The organism is Streptomyces coffeae (assembly GCF_016741875.1).
Taxonomy (GTDB): Bacteria; Actinomycetota; Actinomycetes; order Streptomycetales; family Streptomycetaceae; genus Streptomyces; species Streptomyces coffeae.
The window spans coordinates 72,220-95,081 of sequence record NZ_JAERRF010000002.1 but is presented as its reverse complement, the minus strand read 5'-3'; the positions used below and the strand labels follow the sequence as shown (position 1 = coordinate 95,081).

16 protein-coding genes are annotated in these 22,862 nt (G+C 71.8%); 7 read left to right on the top strand and 9 right to left on the bottom strand.

All coding sequences use genetic code 11. From position 1 onward, the window contains the following. The first annotated feature begins 52 nt into the window (after positions 1–52). Together JK363_RS02810 and JK363_RS02805 are read left to right on the top strand one after the other, a co-directional pair. Entirely contained in the window at positions 53–1,810 is a 1,758-nt protein-coding gene (locus JK363_RS02810; protein ID WP_201871642.1) for an ATP-binding protein, read from the top strand. Positions 1,811–1,882: 72 nt separating this feature from the next. After that, entirely contained in the window at positions 1,883–4,264 is a 2,382-nt protein-coding gene (locus tag JK363_RS02805) for a hypothetical protein (protein ID WP_201871126.1), read from the top strand. Positions 4,265–4,385: 121 nt separating this feature from the next. Here the strand turns inward: JK363_RS02805 and lpdA are convergent, their stop codons facing one another. Continuing rightward, positions 4,386–5,786 (bottom strand): dihydrolipoyl dehydrogenase, encoded by a 1,401-nt coding sequence (lpdA, locus tag JK363_RS02800; protein WP_201871124.1) that lies wholly within the window; start codon positions 5,784–5,786, stop codon positions 4,386–4,388. A 30-nt stretch (positions 5,787–5,816) separates the two neighbouring features. Here lpdA and JK363_RS02795 point away from each other — a divergent pair, with 30 nt between their 5' ends. Then, positions 5,817–6,191 (top strand): RNA-binding S4 domain-containing protein, encoded by a 375-nt coding sequence (locus JK363_RS02795; protein WP_201871122.1) that lies wholly within the window; start codon positions 5,817–5,819, stop codon positions 6,189–6,191. Positions 6,192–6,250: 59 nt separating this feature from the next. On the opposite strand, the gene JK363_RS02790 is transcribed toward JK363_RS02795, so the two are convergent. The 3 genes from JK363_RS02790 to JK363_RS02780 all read right to left on the bottom strand — a co-directional run bounded on the left by JK363_RS02790 (position 6,251) and on the right by JK363_RS02780 (position 10,528). Further along, on the bottom strand, positions 6,251–7,528 hold the full coding sequence (locus JK363_RS02790; protein WP_201871120.1) for an NAD(P)/FAD-dependent oxidoreductase: 1,278 nt from the start codon (positions 7,526–7,528) through the stop codon (positions 6,251–6,253). Further along, positions 7,525–8,973 (bottom strand): NAD(P)/FAD-dependent oxidoreductase, encoded by a 1,449-nt coding sequence (locus JK363_RS02785; RefSeq protein WP_201871118.1) that lies wholly within the window; start codon positions 8,971–8,973, stop codon positions 7,525–7,527. Before JK363_RS02785 ends, JK363_RS02790 begins: the two co-directional genes overlap by 4 nt. A gap of 64 nt (positions 8,974–9,037) precedes the next feature. Then, positions 9,038–10,528 (bottom strand): FGGY family carbohydrate kinase, encoded by a 1,491-nt coding sequence (locus JK363_RS02780; protein WP_201871116.1) that lies wholly within the window; start codon positions 10,526–10,528, stop codon positions 9,038–9,040. A 350-nt stretch (positions 10,529–10,878) separates the two neighbouring features. Here JK363_RS02780 and JK363_RS02775 point away from each other — a divergent pair, with 350 nt between their 5' ends. Both JK363_RS02775 and JK363_RS02770 read left to right on the top strand, forming a co-directional pair. Next, positions 10,879–11,886, top strand: a complete 1,008-nt coding sequence (locus JK363_RS02775; protein ID WP_201871115.1) for a hypothetical protein — start codon at positions 10,879–10,881, stop codon at positions 11,884–11,886. Between the two features lie 84 nt (positions 11,887–11,970). Further along, entirely contained in the window at positions 11,971–13,491 is a 1,521-nt protein-coding gene (locus tag JK363_RS02770) for an amino acid permease (RefSeq protein WP_201871112.1), read from the top strand. Between the two features lie 51 nt (positions 13,492–13,542). Here the strand turns inward: JK363_RS02770 and JK363_RS02765 are convergent, their stop codons facing one another. After that, positions 13,543–14,790 carry an FAD-dependent oxidoreductase gene (locus JK363_RS02765; protein WP_201871110.1) on the bottom strand — a complete coding sequence of 416 codons (1,248 nt, stop codon included), beginning with the start codon at positions 14,788–14,790 and terminating at the stop codon, positions 13,543–13,545. A 207-nt stretch (positions 14,791–14,997) separates the two neighbouring features. On the opposite strand from JK363_RS02765, the gene JK363_RS42070 reads away from it, so the two are divergent. After that, positions 14,998–15,774: a peptidoglycan-binding domain-containing protein gene (locus JK363_RS42070; RefSeq protein WP_236075520.1), complete on the top strand. Its 777-nt coding sequence runs from the start codon at positions 14,998–15,000 to the stop codon at positions 15,772–15,774. A gap of 16 nt (positions 15,775–15,790) precedes the next feature. Here JK363_RS42070 and JK363_RS02755 read toward each other — a convergent pair whose 3' ends face one another. From JK363_RS02755 to JK363_RS02745, 3 genes are all read right to left on the bottom strand, one after another. Continuing rightward, positions 15,791–17,104, bottom strand: a complete 1,314-nt coding sequence (locus JK363_RS02755; protein ID WP_201871108.1) for a CAP domain-containing protein — start codon at positions 17,102–17,104, stop codon at positions 15,791–15,793. 124 nt (positions 17,105–17,228) lie between these two features. After that, the gene (locus JK363_RS02750; protein WP_201871106.1) at positions 17,229–18,701 is read right to left on the bottom strand and encodes an NAD-dependent succinate-semialdehyde dehydrogenase; all 1,473 of its coding nucleotides are present in this window, start codon (positions 18,699–18,701) and stop codon (positions 17,229–17,231) included. Between the two features lie 195 nt (positions 18,702–18,896). After that, complete coding sequence (locus JK363_RS02745) at positions 18,897–20,156, bottom strand: aspartate aminotransferase family protein (protein WP_201871104.1); 1,260 nt, start codon at positions 20,154–20,156, stop codon at positions 18,897–18,899. 190 nt (positions 20,157–20,346) lie between these two features. Between JK363_RS02745 and JK363_RS02740 the strand changes: the two genes are divergently transcribed. Next, positions 20,347–21,996: a PucR family transcriptional regulator gene (locus JK363_RS02740; RefSeq protein WP_201871102.1), complete on the top strand. Its 1,650-nt coding sequence runs from the start codon at positions 20,347–20,349 to the stop codon at positions 21,994–21,996. A gap of 71 nt (positions 21,997–22,067) precedes the next feature. On the opposite strand, the gene JK363_RS02735 is transcribed toward JK363_RS02740, so the two are convergent. After that, the gene (locus tag JK363_RS02735) at positions 22,068–22,745 is read right to left on the bottom strand and encodes a helix-turn-helix transcriptional regulator (RefSeq protein WP_201871100.1); all 678 of its coding nucleotides are present in this window, start codon (positions 22,743–22,745) and stop codon (positions 22,068–22,070) included. Positions 22,746–22,862 lie beyond the last annotated feature (117 nt).

The following is a 22,862-nucleotide window of genomic DNA, read 5'->3' as shown; positions in this document are numbered from 1 at the left end:
GCGGACCGGCGCCGCCAAGGGCGGGCCGCGTCTCGAGCGGTTCATCAGCGCCATGATCGCCATGGGGCAGACCGGACAGGTCTTCGGTGAGCACGGCATCGGGAAGACATCGACGTTCCTGTCGTACATACCGCGGGCGCATCCGGGGACCGATGTCATCCTCGTCCCGGCGGCCAATCTGACCCCGGACGATCTGCTGGTGAACGCGCCGGTCAGGGACGACCGCACCGGGGAGCTGGTTCTCACCCAGCTGATCATGCGTCAACTCGACCCGGGCAAACCCTTTGTGCTGCTGATCGACGACTCCTTGCAGGCCGGGGAGACCATCCAGTCGCAGTTGATGCAGATCGCCTGCAACTGGACGCTGGGCGAGCACGATCTGCGCAAGCTGGGCTGCGTCGGCGTCTTCCTCGCGGACAACGAGTCGCTGACCGAGACCAGCGCCCGCCGCAGCGATCTGGCGGTGCTGGACCGGATGGTCACCCTGCGGATCACGGCCAATGACACCGCCTGGCGGGAGAAACTTGCCGAGCGCTACGAGGACTGGGATCTGACCGAGGTGTTCCGCGTCTGGGCCGGGCTGACCCCGTATCTGCGGTCGTTGCTGTCCCCCCGCACCCTCCAGCACATCCTGGACTGCGCCCGCGCCGAGTTCCCGCTCGTCTGGGGCCTGCCTCTGGTGGGCGGCACCCGGCTGCGGCTGCGGGACCGCAAGGCTGATGGCACACCGGGAGCGGACCGCACCACCGAGCTGCTCGACGCCATCGCCGGGGCCCTGGGCCGCCCCAACCCCGCCTCCATCCCCGACCCGGTGCGCCGGATCCTGCGCACCGCGGTCCGGGAGAACTGGGCCGTACTGCTCCAGGGGCCGCCCGGCTGCGGCAAGACGGAGATCACCAAGACGGTGGTCCGCGAGGAGAGCGGCACCGACCCGGTGTACTTCTCGCTGCCGGTCACCAATGTCGAGGACCTGTGCGTACCGGTCCCCACCCCCGACGGCACCTTGGACACCCTGCTGAGCCGCTCACTGACCGGCCCCGACCCCAAGGTGATCGTCTGGGACGAGTACAACCGGCCCAAGGACAAGGCCACCTTCGCCAAACTGATGGAGATCACCCAGGAGTGGTCCCTGGCCGGGCGGCCGATCCCGGGGCTGCGCGCCCAGGTGGCGCTTCAGAACCCTCCGTACCACCTGGGCCGCAAGCTGCTGGTGAGCAGCAACAACGTGGCACAGGCCAGCCGTTTCACGGTCAGTTACGAGGTGCGGCCGGAGGACATCCCCGCCAATGAGTGGCTGATCTCCACCTACGGCGAGGTGGCCGAGACGGTGCTCGACTGGTGGAAGAACGACATCGACGACGAGGGCCGGGACTGGATCACCAAGCGCACACTCGAACGGCTGATCAAGCTGCATCTGGCCGAACAGCCGCTGGAGACGGGGCTGATCTATCTCGGCGAGGGCGAGTACGCGCCGGTGCCGCTGTCCCGGCTGGAGGCGCGGCTCGCCGAGAGCGCCGAGCAGCGGGTCATCGGGCTGCGGGAGATCGCGCGGGAGGTGGACCGCTGGGAAGCCCGGCTGGCCGCCGCGTCCGAGACCTCGGCCGAGGGCACCAATGACACCGATCTGGTGCACCAGGCGTTCGCCAACGCCGAGGTGTCCCAGCTGAAGCGGCACGCCGAGGCGGTCGCGCGGCTGCTGCGCCATCTGCCGCCGAAGCTGCGCGCCACCCATCTGGTGGGCCAGACCCCGGAGCGGCAGCGCTTCTGGGTCGGCGCGCTGGCCCGGATGGCCGAGCTGGGCACCGAGTGACCCCACCCGCCCCACCGTCCATTCCCCCTTCCCGCCACAGCGGCGGGACCTGACGATCGGAGACTTGCCGGCGTGGCGCCTCTCCCCCCTGCCCTGCTGTCCACTCTCCTCGGGCTCGCCGGACGGTCCCGCACCCCGGACCTCATGGCGCGGCTGCGCGAGGAGACCCTCGCCATGCTCCAGTCCTCAGCACCCCTGCCCGGCCATGTGGTGAACCACGTGATCGCGTCCGCGGACCGAGAACTGCTGACGGCTCTGGCCAAGGGGACGCCTCCACGCCGGCTGCCCGTCCTGCTGCGGCTGGCCGCGTTGGGCGACCCCCGCCTGGCCCGTACGCTCTACGGACGGCGGCTGCGCCAGGACCTGGAGACGCGACTGCGCCGCGCGGTGCTCGCCGGAGCCGCGAAGAACCTGGAGGACCCCGGATGGCGCGCTCCGGGCGGTCTGGTGAGCTTTCTGCTGTCCACCCGCGCGTCCGACGATCTCGTCCCGGCGCTCAGCGCACCGTTCCCCGAGGTGGTACGGCATGCGGCCGCCGTACTGGAGGCGGCCGTACTGGAGGCGGGCCTTCGGCCTGAGAACGCTCCGGCACCCGACGACGGGGACCTGGTGAACCGGCTGCGTACGACCGTGGGCAGGTATCAGGTGTTCTCTCTGGAGGACATCGACGTCGACTGGGAAGCGATCCTGGCCGAGCACCGCACCAAGCCCTTCCCGGCCGGGGCGCTGGCCACTCTGGCGTCCCGCCCGGACTGCCCGGACGAACTGGTGCTGGCGGCCTACCGCGCGTGCCAGGGGACGAACGAACAACCCATCCTCCCCTGGGCGCTGTTGCGCGGGACCGACCGGGGCGACGACTCGCCGTACGGACTCCGCCTGTTGTTCGCGCGCGGCATCGCCAGAGGCCGCTATCCGGCCCACGGGGTGCTGGCCGAGGTCCGGCCCGCCCGCCAGGTGCTGGCCGCGCTTCCCTTCCGGGAGGAGACGGTCCGTCAGGCGACGGCCGAGCTGGTCCGCCCGCTCGGGGCGGACTTCGCCACCTGGCGCGCGCTCTACGCGCTGCTCCCCCGGTTCGCCGGAACGGCCACCGAGCTGGTGGCCGGGGCCGTGGAGCAGTCGGTCAGGCACCGGGGCAAGGACTGGCCCCGGCCGCTCGGTCCCGAGTTCCCCGCCAAGCACCCCGAGGGCGGCCGCGCGGCGTTCCTCCGGCTGTTCCACCATGCCTCCGATGACGTCCAGTCGGCGGTCGTGAGGCATCTGGACCTCCGGTCCGTACAGCATCTGCTGCTCTTCCACCCGCCCTCGCCCGTCGTGCGCGACCGCGTGGTCGCACTCCACGGCCGGTCGGTGCTCGCCCTCGTGGCATCGCGCTGGGATCTGCCCGCGGAGCGGATCCAGGAGCTGATCGTCCATGACGACCCCGAGATCAACACCTGTCTGTACGTCCACACGGATCTGACGGACGAGCAACGCAGAGGCATCCTCGTGGGCAGGCGGTTCGGGACGGGCGGGGGTACCGAGCCCCTGCCGGTCACCGGGGAGCTGGTCCAGGAGCTCGAGTGCAGCGGACGCCGCCACTGGCTGCTGCCGATCCGCGACTCCGGCGATCCCCGGCTGGTGCGGATCCTGCTGGGCAAGGTCAAACTGCAAACGCCGGCCGGGCAGTTGCTGCCGCTGGTGCGGATGTGGGAGCGGTACGGCGCGTCGGACGTGGCGGCGCTGCTGGACGAGACCGAGTTCGGCGGCCGAGAGCGGCGCAAACATCCACTGACCCCCGAAACGCACACCCTGGTACGGAAGGCGCTGGAGGCGCCGGACGGTCTGGCCGTGCTGCGTGAGGAGTTGGCGACGGCGCAGGCGCCCGCCGCCCAGGCGGCGATCCTCCGTGGCCTGGGACGTCAGGCCCCCGGGGAGATCGACACGATGCTGGACCGGCTGTCCGAGGAGACCGGTCTCTCCTGGGAGGGACTGGCCGAGGAGCACGACCGGGATCCGCTGCCGGACAGCGTCATCGTCCGGATCGCGCGGCGGGAGGACTGCCCGGAGGACTTGCGCCGGCACAGCGCCCCGGCCGACCTGCGGCTGAGGCATGACGCCCATCCTCATGACCTCACCGGCCCCCGCCCCGGTGCCCGTGATCTGCTGCGCCGCCATCGGCTGCCCCGCACCAGGCCGGACGAGTGGCTCAGCCTGGCGCTCAAGCACGGGCAACTGACCCTGCTGGACGTGGTGCGCGAGGCACGTCCGGCCCGGCCCACCGTGCTCTTTCTGGCCCATCGGCCGCTGGATGCTCGAGAGCGGGCGGACGTTCCGGCATACCGGGAGCTGCGGACGCTGGTCGCCACCCATCTGGGCGATGACCCGGAGGCGTGGGCGGTGGCGCTGCGGCTGCTGTCCGACTTCCCCGGCACCCTCCCGGAGCTCCTGACCACCACCGCGGCCGTCGTCAGCTGACACGCAGCCGGGGCGGGCTCCCTGCCCGTCTCCGCTGCGCTCACCCAGCGCAGAACACGGTTTCACATGAAACTGTCTCGCATATTCTCATACATCACATCTCGTGGTCGCCGGTGGCGGGTCACATGTTGACCATGTGTCCCGCCAGCCCGTGGACCGCTTCCTTGACGGCCTCGCTGAGCGTGGGATGGGCGTGGACGTTGCGGGCCACCTCGTGCACGGTCAGATCCCACTGCTGCGCGAGGGTGAGCTCCGGGAGCAGCTCGGTGACCTCGGGCCCGATGAGATGGCCGCCGAGCAGCTCGCCGTGGCGGCCATCGCTGATGAGCTTCACAAAGCCGACGGGGTCGCCCAGACCGTGGGCCTTGCCGTTGGCGCTGAACGGGAACTTGGCCACCCGGACGTCGAAGCCGCGCTCCCGGGCCTGGGCCTCGGTCCAGCCGAAGCTGGCGATCTGCGGCTGGCAGAAGGTGGCACGCGGGATCATGACGTAGTCCAAGGCCAGGGTCTCCGCGTCGGCGATCGTCTCGGCCGCGACGATGCCCATGGCCTCGGCCGCGTGGGCGAGCATCAGCTTGGCGGTGACGTCCCCGACCGCGAAAATGTGCGGCACGCTGGTGCGGCAGCGGCCGTCGACGTCGATGGCGCCGCGCTCGGTGAGCCGGACGCCGGTGTTCTCCAGGCCGTAGCCCTCGACCCGGGGCCGGAATCCGATCGCCTGGAGCACCCGCCCGGCCTGGAGGGTCTGCCGCTGGCCGCCGGTGGTGACCATGACCTTGACGGCGGAGCCCGCGTCGTTGATCGCCTCGACCCGGGTGGAGGTCAGGACGTGGATGCCCAGCTTGCGGAAGCGGCGGGCCAGCTCGGCGGAGACCTCCTCGTCCTCCAGGGGCACGATCCGGTCCAGGAACTCCACCAGTGTCACCTGCACCCCGTAGCTGTGCATGATGTAGGCGAACTCGACGCCGATGGCGCCCGCGCCCGCGATCAGCACACTGCCGGGCAGCTCCGGTGAGAGGATCTGCTCCTCGTAGGTCACCACACGGTCGCTGAGCGAGGTGCCGGGCAGCAGATTGGTGGTCGCGCCCGCCGCGATCACACAGTGGTCGAAGGTCAGGTTCTCGGTGCGACCGTCGGTGAGGGTGACCCGCAGGCCGTGGGGGCCGGTGAAGCTGCCCCGTCCGTCGTACTGGGTGATCTTGTTCTTCTTCATCAGGTAGTGGATGCCGCGGACCCGGCCGTCCGCCACCTTCCGGCTGCGTTCGAACGCCGCCCGGTAGTCCAGGGTCACATCGCCGGTCACCCGGAATCCGAAAGCCGCCGCCTCATGGGTGAACAGATGGGCCAGCTCCGCATTGCGCAGCAGCGCCTTGGAGGGAATGCAGCCCACGTTCAGACAGACGCCGCCCCAGAAGCGTTCCTCCACGATGGCCGTGGTCAGACCGAGCTGAGCGGCGCGGATCGCCGCGACATAGCCGCCCGATCCCGCCCCCAGAACCACGACGTCGAAATGTGCGCTCATGCGTCGCACCTTAGACATTAGAGTCGGAGTATGGCTTCTGATGAGGGGTCCGTACGGGTGGACAGCTGGATCTGGTCCGTGCGGCTCACCAAGACGCGTTCGATGGCCGCCTCGGCCTGCCGCGCCGGTCACGTCCGTGTCAACGGCGAGCGGGTCAAGCCTGCCCACGCGGTGCGCGCCGGGGACGAGGTGCGGCTGCGCCACGGCGGGCGGGACCGGGTCGTGGTGGTGTCGCGGGTGGTGCGCAAGCGGGTCGGAGCGCCCGTCGCGATCGAGTGCTATGTGGACAACAGTCCCCCACCACCGCCGCGCGAGCACACGGTGCCGATCGGAGTACGCGACCGTGGCACCGGGCGGCCGACCAAGCGGGACCGGCGGGAGATGGACCGGCTGCGCGGTCTGTGAGCGTGTGGAAGGGTCCGTTCCCTATCGCGGGCAGAGTTCCCGATCGGGGACCGAGGCGGTCAGTCCACCGTGACCAGCACCGGCCCGCCGCGCGGATCCACCGCGCCGATCCAGTCGGCGCCGAGGTGGAGCGGCCGGGTGGGGGCCACCGTGCGCGGCCCCCGCCGTCGGTACAGCGTCCGGCCGTCCTGACGGACGGTGAGCACCGGCCGGGTCAGGAACGCGGCGGTGCGCAGGGTGAACCGGTCCAGTGGCGGACGGGGGCCGCCGGGGTCGATGCGGTTGGGTGCGATCCAGCGCAGCGGCGCGCCGACGCGCACCGGCAGCGGATCCGCGGGCCATCGCCCGTCGGTCAGATGGCGCAGCACCGGTCCGGCCGCCAACCGGCCGTCCAGAGCGGCCACTTCGGCCGTTTCGACGGGGTGCAGCAGATTGCCCACGGCGAACACCCCGGGCTCTCCGGTGCGGAACTCGGTGTCGATCGCGGGGCCCCGGGTGCCGTGGTCGAGGGCGATTCCGGCGCTCCGGGCCAGTTCGTGGTCGGGGATCCAGTCGCCGGTGAACACCACGGTGTCGCAAGGGATGGTCGCGGTTCTGCCGTCGCGGTGGCGTACCCGCACACCGTTCAGCCGTCCCCGTCCGGTCAGCCCGGTCACGGTGGTGTCGGTGAGCAGCGGGAAGGGGTGGCGCAGCCGGGTGCCGAGGTCGAACGCGGACACGGTCCGGTGGCGCGGGAGGTCGGTGACCATGGCGGCCACGTCGGCCCCGGCGTGGCGCAGGGTGAGGACGGCGGAGTAGCTGATGTGTTCGGCACCGACCACCACCGCCCGGCGGCCGACGGTCTGATGGTGCACATGGACGGCCTGCTGGAGCTGTCCGGTGGTGAACACACCCTCCGGGCGGTCGCCGGGGACCAGCCGTGCGGCGCGCGGGCGTTCACGGGCACCGGTGGCGAGGACCACGGCCCGGGCGGTGATCCGTTCCAGACCACCGGGGCCGGTGGTGTCCAGGGTGCGCGGGTCCGCCCATCCGGTGGCGATGACACCGGTGCGCAACTCCGCGCCCGCGCGCAGGGCGGTGGCGATGTGGTGGCGGGCGTAGTCCGGCCCGCTCATCATCCGCCGCAGATCGCGCAGTCCGAATCCGGTGTGGTGGCAGTGGCGGGGTACGCCGCCCGCGTGGCGCTCGCGGTCCAGCACCTCCACCCGGTCCACCCCGGCGGCGGCCAGCCGGGCGGCGAGGGCGAGTCCGGCCGGTCCGGCGCCGACGATCAGTACATCGACGGCGCGCCGGCGGCGGCCGGGCGCGGCGGTGGCGGGATCGGTCGGGGCGGTCATCGGCGGGCCTCCGTCGGTGCCATGCCGGGGGCGCGGTGAGGTGCGCCGGGTCCGCCGTGCCCGTCGAACTGGGCGCGTACGGCGGCTCCGCAGGAGAACCCCTGGCAGCGGCCGCCGAGCGCGCGGGTGCGGCGCTGGAGGCCGCCGAGGGAGCCCGGCGGCACGGTGCTGGTGAGGGCGTCGCGGATCTCGCCGCGGGTGACGCGTTCGCAGTGGCAGACGACGGTGCCGTAGGCGGGGTCGGCGGCGATGAGGTCGGCCCGCTGGTAGGGGCGCGGGAACGCCTCGCCGATGTTGGGCATCCGTACCGGCTCGAGCTTCCGCGCGGGGCCGGGGTCCAGTCCGCATCCGGTGAGGAGTTCGGCCACATGGGCGGCGAGGGCCAGGGAGGCGGTCAGCCCGGTGGAACGGATGCCGCCGACGGACACATAGCGCTGGGCGGGGTGGGCGCGGATCTGGTAGTCGCTGTGTTCGGTGGCGGCGCGCAGTCCGGCGTAGACCGCGGTGACCTCCTCGTCCAGCAGCTCCGGCATGATCCGTGCGCCCTTCTCGCGGAGGAAGGTGAGCCCGTCGGCCGACGATCCGGTGGCGCGTTTGTCGTCGAGGTCCTCGGCGGTGGGGCCGAGCATCACATTGCCGTAGACGGTCGGCGTGACCAGCACCCCCTTGCCGAGCTTGGTGGGTACCGGCAGCAGGATGTGGTTCACCAGGCCGCGGGCGAACGTGTCGAAGACGATGAGCTGGCCGCGGCGCGGGGTCACGCTGAACTCGGTGTGGCCCAGCAGCCGGTCGATCTCGTCCGCGTACAGGCCCGCGGCGTTGACCAGATGGCGGGCGCGCAGCACACCGCGGGTGGTGTCCACCTGGTGGTGTTCGCCGGGGGTGACGGCCCGTACCGTGCAGTGGAGATGGAGGTGGACACCGGCACGCACCGCCTGGGTCGCGTAGGCGAGCGTGGTCGTCCAGGGGCAGATGATGCTCTCGCCAGGGACGTCGAGAGCGCCGAGGGCACCCGGCCCCAGATGCGGTTCCCGGGCGTAGACCGCGTCGGCGTCGAGGATCCGGGTCTCGTGGTAGCCGTTGCGCGCCGCCTTGTCGGCGAGTGCCGGGAGCGCGGCGAGCTGGTCGGTGTCCCACGCCACCAGGAGCGCGCCGAGCGGCTCCACCGGGATGCCCGCCTCGGCGGCGTACGCATTCAGCCTCCGGTAGCCGTCACGCACCAGCCGGGCTTCCAGCGTGTCCGGGGTGGCGTCGAAACCGGTGTGCAGAATCGCCGTGTTGGCCTTCGAGGTGCCGTTGCCCACGTCGTCGGACGCCTCGAGCAAGGCGATCCGCAGCCGGTGTCCGGCCAGTTCACGGGCGATGGCGGTGCCGACCACCCCGGCACCGACGATGGCCACGTCGTAGACCTCGTCCGGGAGGTCGCCCGTGGTCGTGACGGTCATGCTGGTTCCCTGCTCGCTTGTTCGCTGCGGCTTGTGTGCGGTGGCGGGTCGTTCGGTGGCGGTGTCACCCGGCACCTGGTGGCGCGGGGTCCGGCAGCGCGGCCACGGCCGAACGGAAGCGCGCCAGCCGCTCGGCGGCCTGGGCCGCGCCGATCCGCGGCTCGTAGACCGCGGACGGTTCCCAGGCCGGGACCGCCCGTTCGGTATCGAGGCCGGGGTCGAGTCCCAGCCGGGCGGCGGCGGCCACACCCAGCGCGGTGACATCGGGCAGCGCGGACACCTCGACGGGCCGTTGCAGCAGATCGGCCTGGGTCTGCATGAGGAGGGCCGAGCGGGTCAGTCCGCCGTCGACGCGAAGGCTGGTGAGCGGGGCGCCCAGGTCGGCGGAGGCAGCGGTGGCGATCTCGGCGACCTGGGCGGCGATGCCCTCGCACAGCGCGCGCACCAGATGGCCCGCGGTGGTGTCCAGGCCGAGGCCGGTCAGCGAGCCCCGCGCGTCGCCGCGCCACCACGGTGCGGCGAGACCGGCGAGCGCCGGTACGAAGGTGACTCCTCCGGTGTCCGGCACGCTTCCGCCGACCGGGTCGAGGTCCTCGGGCCCGCCGATCACCTTGAGGTCGGTGAGCCAGCGCACCGCGGAGGCGGCGGTGTACACCTGCCCGTCCAGGCAGTAGCTGGTGCGCCCGCGGAGCCGCCAGGCCACACAGCTGACCAGGCCGTTGGTGCCGCGGCGGGGCCGGGGGCCGGTCTGCGCGAGGAGGAAAGCACCGGTGCCGTAGGTGCACTTGGCGGCGCCCGCCCGGGTCACCCGCTGGGCCAGCAGGGCAGCCTGTTGGTCGACGAGCAGCCCGGTGAGCGGGATCTCGGCGCCGAAGGCGGTGGTGGTGCCGACCGCGGTGTCGGCGTCGACGACCCGCGGCAGCCGCTCGGCGCTCAGCCCGAAGAGGTCCAGGGCCCTCGGGGACCACTCCACCCGGTCCAGGTCGAGCAGTTGGGTGCGGCCCGCAGTGGCGGTGTCGGTGACAAACGCTCCGGTGAGCCGGTGGACCAGCCAGACGTCGCTGGTGGTGACCACACCTTCGCGGGTGAGGTGGCGGCGGATCCATGCCATCTTGGGCGCCGCGAAGTACGGGTCGAGCGGCAGTCCGGTCAGTTCGCGCAGGGTGTCCGCGTGGGGGGCCAGGTCGGCGCACACCGTCTCGGCCCGCCGGTCCTGCCAGACCAGCGCGTCGGTCAGCGGGGTGCCGGTGGCGGGGTCCCAGGCGAGCACGGTCTCGCCCTGGTTGGCCAGACCGACCGCCACGACCGGTTCGCCCGCCTCGCTCAGCGCCTGGCGTCCGGCGTCGACCACCGAGGTGAGCAACGCGACGGGGTCGACCTCGACCAGTCCGCCGGGCAGGAAACGGGGGCGCACGGTGGCCGCACCGGTGCCGATCACACCGCGCTCGGGACAGACGACCAGCGCCTTGGTGCCCGAGGTGCCCTGGTCGACGGCGAGCACCGGGCCGCTCGAAGGGTCGGCCGGGGTGGGTGCGCGGTGCTCTGCTGGCAACATGTCCCGTTCTCCGCGAGGGAGTCGGCCGACCGCGTGGGAGCGATCGGGGCTCGGTCGATCGTGCGGTTATCGATGATCGCGCACAGCAGCCTGGTGGCAGGATCGGGGCGGCGTCAAGAGCCGCTCTGGACCGGTGCCATTTCTCCACACCACCGGCCGAGCGCGGCCGGACGCGGGATACGCGGTCATGTACCGGACACAGCGATGCCCTAAGATCCCCCACATCCAACGATCTGCCGAGCACACCCGGAAGCGGAATCTCCAGTGTGCCCGCGTATATGACGCTCCATCAGCAACATCCCCGCTCCACATCAGGTACGTCTACGTCAGCTCCGCACGAAAGTCACCCGATGGCCGAGGAAGAGTTCCGCCCCGTCTACCACCCGGCGGGCTACGACGACGGGCTGCGCATCGCCTTGCAGGACCTGCGGACCGGCCGCTGGATCTCGATGCGCAACCTGCTGGCGGAGACCCCGACCTGGACGCTGTGGACCCAGCGCACCCAGGTACTGGCCGCGGTGGCCGCCGGATCCAATGTGGTGGACGCGTGGCGGGCCGAGGAGCCGGACAGCGTGGCGGCGCTGGTGATGCACACCCGGGTTGTGGTGGAACGGGCGGTCCGCGCCCATCGGGAGGGACATCAGCGCACCCAGGAGCTGTGGCAGGAGGCGTGGGAGTGCTGCCGGATGGCCGCGCACAACTCCGCGGCGGACCCGGTGCCCTGGGTGTGTCTGCTGGCCCTGGCACAGCTCGACACCGATCAGCGGATGGCGGAGCACCGGATGGAGCCGCCGGGGCCGCTGCTGTTCCCCGGCCCCTGGGGGCTGCTGGCGGAGGCCGACCGGCGCGATCCGTACAACCGCGAGGCGTACCACCGGATGCTCCAGTTCGTGTACATGCGACGGGCCGGCGGATCTCTGGCCGAGGCGGTCAACTTCGTGCAGTGGGTGGTCTCGGGCGCGCCCGAGGCGTCACCGCTGCATGTGCTGCCGCTGTACGTCCATGTCGAGCGGTACCGGGAGGAACGCGGTTTCGAGAAGGCGCTGGATCTCCACTGGGCCACCCAGGACGCGGCCCGGGACGCCAACCGCGCGCTGCGCGGCTGGTTCGACCACGCGGACCGGACCACGAGCTCCCTGCTGGACCTCAACCATCTGGCCCACGCGCTGTGGGGGGCGCTGCAATTCCCGGACGCGGCCCGGGTGTTCGAGGCATTGGGGCCGTATTTCACCCCGCTCCCCTGGGCCTATCGCACCCCCGATCCGTCGGACCGCGCACTGGCCGAGGACACCTTCCTGCGCGCCCGGACCCGCTGTCTGGCGGGCGCCCGCGGGCCCAGACCCGGGCCCAGCGGCTGAGCGCCACCGCTCGGCTCCCCCTCGCCTTCCGTTGAACCACCTTCCGTTGAACGTTCCCCGCTTTCCCCTTACGGAGGTACCCTCTTGTCCACCGCATGGTCGCAGTCGGGGCCCGCCCCGCAGCAGGACGACGAACAGCGGCTGCGGGAACTCGGCTATCAGCCGGTCCTGGCCCGCCGGATGGGCGGCTTCGGCAACTTCGCCATCAGTTTCTCGGTGCTCTCGATCCTGTCCGGCTGTATGACGCTGTACGGCTTCGGGATGGGCACCGGCGGCCCGGCGGTGATGCTGTGGGGCTGGGCCGGGGTCGGTCTGTTCGTCCTGTTCGTCGGGCTGGCGCTGGCGGAGGTGACCAGCGCGTATCCCACCTCCGGTGCGCTGTACTACATGGCCGACCGGCTCGGCGGCCGGGCCTGGGGCTGGTACACCGGCTGGCTCAATCTGCTGGGGCTGCTGGGGGCGATCGCCGGAATCGACTACGGCGCCGCGCTGTTCACCGGCGCGCTGTTCCAGCTCCAGTGGGGTTTCGACCCCACCCCGGAATCGACCATGGTCATCTTCGTCTGCATCCTGCTGCTGCACGCGGTGCTGAACCTGTTCGGGGTGCGGCTGGTCAGTCTGCTCAACTCGATCAGTGTGTGGTGGCATCTGGGGGGTGTCGCCGTGATCGTCGGGGCGCTGACGATCGTGCCGTCCCACCATCAGTCGCCGGAGTTCGTGTTCACCGAGTTCGTCAATGACACCGGCTGGTCGAATCCCCTGTATGTGGCGGCGATCGGGCTGCTGCTCGCGCAGTACACCTTCTCCGGGTACGACGCCTCCGCGCATCTGTCCGAGGAGACCTCCAACGCCTCGGTGTCCGCCGCGCGCGGGATCGTCCGGGCCATCTGGGTGTCCTGGGCCGCCGGTTTCGCTCTGCTGGCCGGGCTGACGTTCGCCATCCAGGACTACGCCGGGGCCCAGAACAGTGAGACCGGGGTGCCCCCGGCGCAGATCCTCATCGACGCCCTCGGCACCGGCGGCGCCACCGCCATGCTGCTCATCGTCATCGTGGCGCAGCTGTTCTGCGGCAACGCGGAGGTGGCGGCGGCCAGCCGGATGGTGTTCGCGTTCAGCCGGGACGGCGCGCTGCCCGGGTCCCGGATGTGGCAGCGGGTCAGCTCCCGTACCCAGACCCCGGTGCATGCGGTGTGGCTGTCGGTGGCGGTCGCGTGTGTGCTGGCGCTTCCGTCGCTGTATTCGGCGACCGCCTACGGCGCGGTGACGGCCATCAACGTCATCGGGATCACGCCCGCCTACGCCATCCCGATCTTCCTGCGGCTGCGCGCCGGGGACCGGTTCCGTCCGGGGCCGTGGCATCTGGGCCGCTGGAGCAAGCCGGTGGGCTGGGTGGCGGTGGTGTGGGTCGCCTGTGTGACGGTGCTGTTCTGTCTGCCGCAGTCCAGCCCGGTGACGGTCGACTCGATGAACTACGCCTCCATCGCGCTGGCCGTGGCGCTGTTCCTGGCCACCATCTGGTGGTTCGTCGCCCGCCGCTCGTACCAGACCCCCACCGGCTACGGGACCGCCCGTGAGCAGGCGGAGATCGCGGAGGGCATCGTCTGAACGGTCCGGGCCCCACGGCCCGAACCGTCCGGCTCCGTGCGCCCGCCCGGTTCAGTCCGGGCGGCGCAGCGACACGGCGGGCGGGCGCTCGCGCATCGCGCCGTAGGCGAGGAAGTACGCGGGCGCCCGCTTCAGCCACGGCGCCCTGGTGACCAGATCGGCCAGCCGCAGGGCGCGTACATCCTTGCCGACCGGTGAACGCCCGCTGAGCAGCGGTTCGATGACCCGAGCATGGGCGATCCGCTGGAGTGCCTGGGTCGCGGCCGTGGTCGGCCACCGGCGGCGCTGGACCGCGCGGACGTCATGCAGCCCGACGGTGCCCTCGCGCAGCGGCCCCACGAGATGGCGCGCGGCGGCGACGGCGTCCTCGACGGCGAGGTTGATCCCGATCCCGAAGACGGGCGACATGGCGTGCGCGGCGTCGCCGATGCACAGCAGGCCGGGGCGGTGCCAGCGGCGGAGCCGTTCGAGCCGTACGTCCAGCAGCTTCACCTCGTCCCAGGACGTCAGCCCCGGTTCGCGGTCGGCGATCCACGGGGTCGCCTGTGCGAACTCGGCCAGGAACCGGTCGAGTCCGGCGGCACGGCGTTCTTCGTCCGTGCCCTTGCGGATGAGGACGGCGCACTGCCAGTAGTCACCGCGGTCGATCATGGCCGTCACAAAGCGGTCCCCCGCGTTGCCCACCACGCCCCGCGGATCGGACTCCCGCCGCGGCAGCCGGAACCACCAGGCGTCCATCGGACAGGGGAAGGCCCGCAGCCCCAGTTCGGGCAGGGCCCTGGCCAGGGAGCCCCGGCCGTCACAGGCCACTGTGAGGGTGGCGCGCAGTTCACCGGTGGCGCCGTCCGGGGTGCGCTCGCGATAGCGCACCCCGGTGATGCGTCCGCCCTCCCGGAGGAAGGAGGTGGCCTCGGTGTTCATCCGCAGACGGAACGAGGGCTCCCGCGCGGCCTCGTCCGCCAGCAGGTTCAGCAGATCCCACTGCGGCACCATGGCGACGTAGTTGTACGGGCCCGAGAGCGCGCCGATGTCGCCCACGGTGACCAGGTCGCCGCCCGGCCCGATGGGCAGCCGGACGGTCTGCACATGCCGTTGGGGCAGCGCGGCGAACAGCTCGGACAGGCCCAGGTCCTCCAGGAGGGCCAGGGTGCTGGGATGCACCGTGTCACCGCGGAAGTCGCGCAGGAAGTCCCCGTGCTTCTCCAGGACGGTCACCTCGACGCCCGCTCTGGCCAGCAGCAGACCGAGGACCATCCCGGCGGGGCCGCCGCCCACCACACAACACGTGGTCCGTTCCATCAGATGCGCTCCCTTCGGTGTGTCAGGACACAGGGCAACACTTCAGGATCCGTACCCCGGGGAGCCACGCCCTACCGATCTCCGGTGCCGGGGGCGGAGAGACCAGTGGGATCACTGATGCGCGACCTAGGTGGGCAGTCCGCTTGAGACGTCCCGGACTTCCGTCCGTATGTCCGCTTGACGGTGTGGGGCGCAGAAGGAGGTTGTATGGCAGCCGAACACGATCCCGGCCGGCGGACCGGGGGTCGGATGATCCAGCCGATCGGCAGCACCTTCCGTCCGGTCCCCGCGCCCGGCCCGGTCCCGGAACCCCGCGCGGCGCGGGAACCGGGCGCGGCGCAGGGCCCTCCGGTCGCGGAGTGGATGGAGGATCTGCAACTGTTCCGCCCGCCCGGTGCCCCGCTGCCGCGGGACGCCCACCGGATGGCCGAGGCCGATACCCAGGAGATGGAGCCGGGGCCGGGAGTGCCGGGGTCCTGGGACGCGGTGCCCACCGCGTCCGCGTACGCGCCCGACACCGTTCCCTTGCCCGAGCCCGGCCCGGTGATGCGGCGCCGCTCTCGGGCGGCGGCACTGCTCGTGGGCGGGCTCGGCGTGGGTGTCGCGTTGACGCTCGTCCTGGTACTGCCCCGGGACGCGGCGACGGGGGCGGCGCCTCCGGTGACGGGCGGGGTGAGTTCACCGCCCGTCACCGGAGGCGCCACTCCACCGTCACAGCCCCCGGCGCGGACACCCGACGAGCAGTGGCAGCAGCAGGCGCATCCGGGCATCCTGACGCTCGGGGACAGCGGTCCGCAGGTCACCGAACTCCAGACCCGGCTGCTGCGGATCCCGGACGTCTATCAGGGCGGGCAGGTCAACGGCCGGTACGACCAGGCCCTCGCGGAGGCCGTGTCCCGCTTCCAGGTCTGGTACGGGATCCGCGGTGACGCCAACGGGGTGTACGGGGACGCCACCCGGCTCGATCTGGAGTCGCGCACCTGACGGCCCGCTCCGCTCCTCAGGCGGCGCCGAAGACCTGCGTCCAGTAGGTACCGGCCCGGCTGCCGGTGGCGTAGCCGACGCCGATATGGGTGAAGTCGGGCTTGAGGATGTTGGCGCGGTGGCCCGGACTGTCCATCCAGCCGCGGACGACCTCCGCCGCGGAGCGCTGACCGCAGGCGATGTTCTCCCCGATGCCCCGGTGGCGGGCTCCGGCGGCCCGGGCCCGGTCCCAGGGCTGCTGCCCCTCGGGTCCGGTGTGGGAGTAGAAGTCACGCGCGACCATGTCGTCGCTGTGCCGCTGCGCGGCCGTCGTCAGCCGGGGCTCGGGGTTAAGCGGGGCGAGCCGGGCGGCGGCCCGCTCGGCGTTGGTGAGCGCGATGACCTCGGAGGTGAGCCGGGCCAGCCCGTCCGGGGTGAACGGCCGGGCCCACACCGCGGTCCAGTAGACGTCCCCGCCGGGGCCGACCGCTCGGCCGAGCCCGAGGTGGACCACGGCCGGGTCACCGAACGGACCGCGGCGCTCCGCGCCGGAGAGGCAGTAGTCCACGAACTCCTCGGCGGTGCGCGGCCCGGAGACCAGATGCTCATCGACCGTCAGACAGCGGTAGCCCGCGGTGGCGATCCGGTGGAACAGCGAGATGCCGTCCGAGCCCTCCGGATCCAGCCGCCCCGCGGCGGCCATGGCCCCGGCGTGTGACTCGGCCGCGGCGGTCAGCCGTGGGTCGGTGGTCAGCGGTGGCGCTCCGGCCCGTGCCCGCGCCGCGTTCACCACGCCCAGCGGCCCTCCCGGCGCGCTGTGGTGCCCCCGCGGCGGTGGCGTGGAGGGTACCGGGGCGGCGGGCGGGGGCGATTCATCGGCGACCTCCACCCCGAAGTCCCGGGCCACCCCGGCCAGTCCGTCGGCGTATCCCTGGCCGAGCGCCCGCACCTTCCACCGGCCGCCGCGCCGGTAGACCTCGGCGAGCAGCAGCACCGTCTCCTGGGCGGGGCGCGGCGGTGTGAACCGCGCGACCGGCGCGCCGCCGTCCGCCAGGACGGTCAGCGCGGGCACCGGCAGCCGCCCGAGCGGGGTGGCGGGGTCGGCGGGGCTGACGACGACGGTGATCCGCTCGGCGTCCGGGCGCAGCCGCCGGGGGTGGAGGGTGAGGGTGTCGCCGTGCAGCTGTGCGCCGGGCGCCGAGGGCTGGTTGAAGAAGACGAAGTCGGCGTCGCCCGCGACCTTTCCGTCCGCACCGGTGATCAGCGCGGACAGATCGAAGGGGCCGGGCACCCTGATCGTCAGCGCGCCGTCGGGCAGCGTCAGATTGCCGCCGGGGACCAACTCGCCCATCTCCGCTCCTCACCACCGTGTTCATGGGGGCAACGCCCCGGCCGGGCGGGTGGTTCCGGAACGGGGCCGCGCCCGCCCCGGGCCGTGGGGCCGGGGCGGGCGCGGGAGGAGCCGGGGGCCGCGGTCAGACCGGGACCGCGACGTACTTGTACTCCAGGAACTCGTCGATGCCGACCCGGCCGCCCTCGCGGCCGAGCCCGGACTGCTTGACCCCGCCGAAGGGAGCCGCCGGGTTGGAGACCAGTCCGGTGTTGAGACCGACCATGCCGACCTCGAGCCGTTCGCTCATCCGCAGCGCGCGGTTGAGCTCCTGGGTGAACAGATAGCCCACCAGCCCCCATTCGGTGGCGTTGGCGGTGGCCACGACCTCGTCCTCGTCGTCGAAGGTGAGGATGGCCGCGACCGGTCCGAAGATCTCGGTCTCCATCAGCCGGCTCGCGGGGTTCACGCCGGTGAGCACCGTGGGCGGGTAGAAGCAGCCGGGTCCCTCCGGGGTGCTGCCGCCGACCAGTACCTCGGCGCCGCGGGCCACCGCGTCGGCGACCAGGTCCTCGACCTTCTCCCGGCCCGCCCGGTCGATGAGGGGGCCCACGTCGACACCGGGGCGGCTGCCAGGGCCCACCTCGAGCGCGCCCATCCGGCGGGCGAGCCGGTCGGCGAACTCGGCGGCGACGGACCGGTGCACAAAGAACCGGTTGGCCGCGGTGCAGGCCTCCCCCATGTTGCGCATCTTGGCGGTCATGGCGCCCTCGACCGCGACATCGAGGTCGGCGTCGTCGAAGACGACGAAGGGGGCGTTGCCGCCGAGTTCCATGGAGGTGCGGACGACGGCGGGCGCGCACTGGGCCAGCAGGGTGCGCCCGACCTGGGTGGAGCCGGTGAAGGAGAGCTTGCGGATGTGCCCGCCGGTCAGCAGCGGCTCCACCACCTCTCCCGCCCGTGAGGTGGTCACCACATTCAGGACGCCCGCCGGAAGACCGGCCTCCGCCAGGATCCCGGCGAGGGCGAGGCTCGACAGCGGGGTCTGGGGTGCGGGCTTGAGCACCATGGTGCAGCCCGCCGCGATCGCCGGGCCGATCTTGCGGGTGCCCATGGCGAGTGGGAAGTTCCACGGGGTGATCAGCAGACAGGGACCCACGGGGCGGCGCATGAGCAGCATGCGGTTCTTGCCGTCCGGCATCGTGGCGAAGCCGCCGTCGATACGGACGGCCTCCTCGGAGAACCAGCGGAAGAACTCGGCGGCGTAGGCGGCCTCACCGCGCGCCTCGGCCAGCGGTTTGCCCATCTCGGCCGTCATCAGGGCGGCGAGCGCGTCGGCCCGCTCCAGGATCAGCTCATAGGCGCGGCGGAGGATCTCGCTGCGGGCCCGGGGCGCGGTGGCGGCCCACTTCTCCTGGGCATCCTCGGCTGCAGCAAGGGCGCGTTGCCCGTCGGCGGGGCCGGCGTCGGCGACCTCGCACAGTGCCTCACCGGTGGCCGGGTCGTCGACCGGCATGGTCAGGCCACCGGCCGCGTCGGACCACGATCCGGCGATGAAGAGCTTCTTGGGCACCGTGGCGAGCACATCGGCCGCGGCGGGGAACGAGGGGGTGGACATGGCGGCAGTCTCCTTTAGGTCCTGTCCTGTCGATCTTCGTGGATCAGGCTGCGGCGTCTGGTGCCGTGGATCGCAAGGCGGAGGGTCGTCCTTGTACTGGGCGTACTCGGACGATCCCGACAACGCGGCGAGGCGCGGTGCCAGGCGTCGCGGGCCCGCGAAGATCGGCAGGACAGGGCCTGGGTCCGGGGCGCGTCAGGAGCCCGCTGTTCCGGCGCTCACGGCGGCGGACCAGGCGCGCAGACCCTCGTCGATCGCCGCTTCGTCGACGACCAGGGCGGGGATCATCCGGACCACATGGTTCCAGGCGCCGCACAGCAGCAGCAACAGCCCTTCGTCCACGGCGGCCTTCTGCACCCGGGCGGCGGTCGCCGGGTCCGGCTCGCCGTCCTCGGTGACGAACTCGCTGGCCTGCATCAGACCGAGGCCGCGGACATCACCGATGGCCGGGGTCTTCGCGGCCACGTCCTCGAGCCCGCTGCGCAGCCGCGCGCCCATGGCCGCGGCGTTGGCGACGAGGTTCTCCTCGCGCACCACGTCGAGGGTGGCGGCCGCGGCGGCGCACGCCACCGCGTTGGCGCCGTAGGTGCCGCCCTGGGAGCCGGGCCATGCCTTGCTCATCAGCTCCTCGGAGGCCGCGATGCCCGACAGCGGGAAACCGCTGGCCAGGCCCTTGGCGGTGACCAGGATGTCGGGGCGGACCCCGAAGTGGTCATGTCCCCAGAACCGGCCGGTGCGGCCGACGCCGGTCTGCACCTCGTCCAGGATGAGCAGGAAGCCATGCCGGTCGGCCCGCTCGCGCAGCCCCTGGAGGAAGCCCTCGGTGGCGGGTACGTAGCCGCCCTCGCCGAGCACCGGTTCGACGATGACCGCCGCGGTGTCGTCGGGGTGGGAGATGCTCTGGAGGACGTAGTCCAGCTCGCGCAGGGCGAACGTCGTCGCGGTCTCCTCGTCCCAGCCGTACCGGTAGGCGGTGGGGAACGGGGTCACCACCACACCGCTCATCAGGGGCGAGAAGCCGGAGCGGAAGCGGGTCCCGGAGGTGGTCATGGCCGCGGTGGCGACGGTACGGCCGTGGAAGCCGCCATGGCAGACCAGGACGTTCGGCCGTCCGGTGGCCTGCCGGGCGAGCCGCAGAGCCGACTCGACCGCCTCGCTGCCCGAGTTGGCGAAGAACAGACTGTCGAGCTCCGGGGGCAGCACCTCGCCCAGCTTCTCGACCAGCCTGCGCAGCGGCGGGTGCATCACGGTCGTGTACTGGCCGTGGATGAGGGTGCCCACCTGCTCCTGCGCCGCGGCGACGACCCGCGGGTGGCAGTGTCCGGTGCTCGTGACACCGATGCCCGCGGTGAAGTCGAGATAGCGCCGGCCGTCCTCGCCGTGGACATGGACGCCCTCTCCACGGACGGCGACGACGGGAGTGGCCTGGCGAAGCTGCGGCGACAGATTGGTCATGTTCTCTCCCACACCCAACAGGTCGGCGTTGCACGGACTCTTCGAGCGTGCGGGAGCGGGCCGGGCGAAGACAATGATCATTGTGTCGCTCTGTGGTGATCGGTATGGACGATCTGTCAACGGCTCCGCACGGGCACCGTGTCAAGAGGGCCCGTTGCGCACGGGACGCGAGCTTGTCAGAGTGATCCGCATGGACGGCTCCGGCGGTATCCCGTATGAGGCCGGCGCGCCGCTCACGCTCGACGCCGCGCTGCGGCTGCCGGTGCTGGCCGCGGGGCTGCCGGAGGTGGTGTCCGGGCAGGGGCAGCTGTCCCGTCCGGTGCGCTGGGTGCACATCACCGAGCTGCTCGACCCGGCCTCGTTCCTCAAGGGCGGGGAGCTGGTGCTCACCACCGGGATGCCGCTGCCGGAGGAGGACCCTTCGCAGGTCAGGCGCTATGTGGAGGAGCTGGCGGACATCGGCGCGGCAGGGCTGGTGATAGAGCTGGTCCGGCGCTACCACCGGCCGCCGAAGGAGCTGGTGCGCGCCTGTCTGGACCGGGACTTCCCGCTGGTGCTGCTCTCCCGGAGCGTGAATTTCGTGGAGGTCACCCAGATCGTCCACTCCATGATCATCGGCAGTCAGATCGAGAGTCTGCGCCGGGCCCATGATGTGCATGACACCTTCACCGCGCTGACCCTGCGCGGCGCCGAGCCCGATGAGGTGGTGGGCATGGCGGCCGAGATGAGCGGGCATCCCGTGGTGCTGGAGAACCTGGTGCACCAGGCCGTGATCTGCGGTCCTCCGGGCCCGGGGGTGGAGGCGGCGCTGACCGGCTGGGAGCGGCGGTCCCGCGCCACCCCCTCTCCCGACCGCACCGAGCTGAGCGGTCCGGAGAACTGGCTGGTGACGGCGGTGGAGTACCGGGGTGAGCGCTGGGGCCGGCTGCTGATGCTCCCGGACGCCTCCGGCACCCCGGCCACCGGCCCCGAGCACGCGATGGTCCTGGAGCGTACGGCCACCGCCCTGACCATCGCCCGGCTGACCCAGCACATCCGCTGGGAGCGGCGGGCGCAGCGCACCCTGCTGCTGGACCTGGTCGAGCAGCGCTGCCGATCCACCGGGGAGGCCAGGGCGCGGGCCGAGGCGCTGGGCACACCGGTGCGGGGCCGCCGGTTCATCGTCGCCCTGGTCACCCTCGCCCGGGGCCCGGGGCCCGAGGAATCGGCGGAGCTGGAGGACCGGCTGACCGCCGAGCTGGCGATGGGCGGGACATCCGTGCTGGCCGGAGCGGTGCCCGGGGATCACATCGGAGTGCTGCTCGGCTTTCCCCCGGCCACGTCCTGGCGGCCGCTGGCGGAGCGGCTGAGCCGTGCGGTGCGGGAGTCCCGCCCGGACGCGGTGGTCAGTGTGGGCTCCGAGGTGGCGGATCTGTCCCAGCTCGCGCGCTCCTTCCAGCAGGCGGCCCGGGTCGCGGAGGCCGCCGTCCCCGGCACCCCGGACAAGCCCTTCCACGAGCTGTGCGATATCGGACTGCGGCAGCTGCTGTACGCGCTGCGCGGTGATGTACGGGTGCAGGAGTACGTGGAACGGCAGCTGGGACGGCTGGTCGACTACGACGAGCGGCATGGCACCGATCTGCTGTCGACGCTGCACGCCTATCTGGACGCGGCGGGCAACAAGACCGTGGCCGCCAAGCGCGCGAACCTGTCACGTCAGGCGTTCTACCAGCGGCTGCGTTCGATCGAGCGGCTGCTCGGCTGTGATCTGGAGTCGGGCGGCCGGCGCACCGAACTCCATGTCGCACTCACCGCCTTCCATGTGCTGCGGCTGTCCCACGGCCCCTCTGCCGCGTCCTGAGCCGCGGCGCGGCCACAGCCGGTCGGCAAGAGACCTGCTGTGGCCGCGTATCGCCCACCCCTCGGACAGGATCACTTGAGGTAGTCCTCGACGACCTTCGGAGGCCAGGAGCCCACATTGAGGACACCCATGGAGTAGGCGCGGGAGACCAGGGCCGCGCGGTTGGGCACCCGCAGCTTACGGAGCAGCCGGGTCACGTGGTACTCGACGCCCTGCCGGCTGAGGTAGAGCCGCGCCGCCAGGGGGACCGTCGACACACCGGCGGCGATCCCCTCCAGGATGCGTGCCTCGATCTCGGTGAACTGCTTCGTGCGTTCGGGGACCATGTCCGACTCGCCGCCCGCGATGGGGCGCAACAGCACGAGGATGGAGGCGACATGGGAACGGCCCTCGCGTACGGCCACGGCCGTGAGCACACTGTTGAAAGCCGAACCCTGGGGTCCGACGAGCATCGTGTGCGCGGCGAAGCGATGACGGGAGCCGTCGAGGAGCCCGGTGAACTGGCGTCGCAGGGTCTGCCGGACGCTGGGGAGCACCAGATCGCAGAAGCGGCGGCCGCAGACACCGGCCGAAGCGTCGTCGAATTGGCGGAAGAACTCCCTATTGGCCTGCTGAACCGTCAGGGACGGGTCGAGACATACGACGCACACCCCCGGCTGGTCGAATTGGCGCAGGAGATCGGCGTACTCGGCCTGTTCGCATCCGAGCTCGTGGGGGGTTGGCCGAGCCGAATCTGCCAGTACGGACATTACCAAGGGACTGCCATCCCTTCCTGAATTCTTAATCTATCGGGGTAATTACGCGCGCAATTTTTTCGAATGTGATTTCAGAATGGAGACTAGGGAGGAGTGGCTGATCCAGTCAAC

Coding starts and splice junctions, on each gene's coding strand:
- JK363_RS42070 (WP_236075520.1), top strand. CDS start 14,998: ATGGCAGCCGAACACGATCCCGGCCGGCGGACCGGGGGTCGGATGATC.
- lpdA (WP_201871124.1), bottom strand. CDS start 5,786: ATGAGCGCACATTTCGACGTCGTGGTTCTGGGGGCGGGATCGGGCGGC.
- JK363_RS02790 (WP_201871120.1), bottom strand. CDS start 7,528: ATGACCGCCCCGACCGATCCCGCCACCGCCGCGCCCGGCCGCCGCCGG.
- JK363_RS02755 (WP_201871108.1), bottom strand. CDS start 17,104: ATGGGCGAGTTGGTCCCCGGCGGCAATCTGACGCTGCCCGACGGCGCG.
- JK363_RS02795 (WP_201871122.1), top strand. CDS start 5,817: ATGGCTTCTGATGAGGGGTCCGTACGGGTGGACAGCTGGATCTGGTCC.
- JK363_RS02740 (WP_201871102.1), top strand. CDS start 20,347: ATGGACGGCTCCGGCGGTATCCCGTATGAGGCCGGCGCGCCGCTCACG.
- JK363_RS02735 (WP_201871100.1), bottom strand. CDS start 22,745: ATGTCCGTACTGGCAGATTCGGCTCGGCCAACCCCCCACGAGCTCGGA.
- JK363_RS02745 (WP_201871104.1), bottom strand. CDS start 20,156: ATGACCAATCTGTCGCCGCAGCTTCGCCAGGCCACTCCCGTCGTCGCC.
- JK363_RS02810 (WP_201871642.1), top strand. CDS start 53: ATGATCGCCATGGGGCAGACCGGACAGGTCTTCGGTGAGCACGGCATC.
- JK363_RS02775 (WP_201871115.1), top strand. CDS start 10,879: ATGGCCGAGGAAGAGTTCCGCCCCGTCTACCACCCGGCGGGCTACGAC.
- JK363_RS02750 (WP_201871106.1), bottom strand. CDS start 18,701: ATGTCCACCCCCTCGTTCCCCGCCGCGGCCGATGTGCTCGCCACGGTG.
- JK363_RS02765 (WP_201871110.1), bottom strand. CDS start 14,790: ATGGAACGGACCACGTGTTGTGTGGTGGGCGGCGGCCCCGCCGGGATG.
- JK363_RS02785 (WP_201871118.1), bottom strand. CDS start 8,973: ATGACCGTCACGACCACGGGCGACCTCCCGGACGAGGTCTACGACGTG.
- JK363_RS02780 (WP_201871116.1), bottom strand. CDS start 10,528: ATGTTGCCAGCAGAGCACCGCGCACCCACCCCGGCCGACCCTTCGAGC.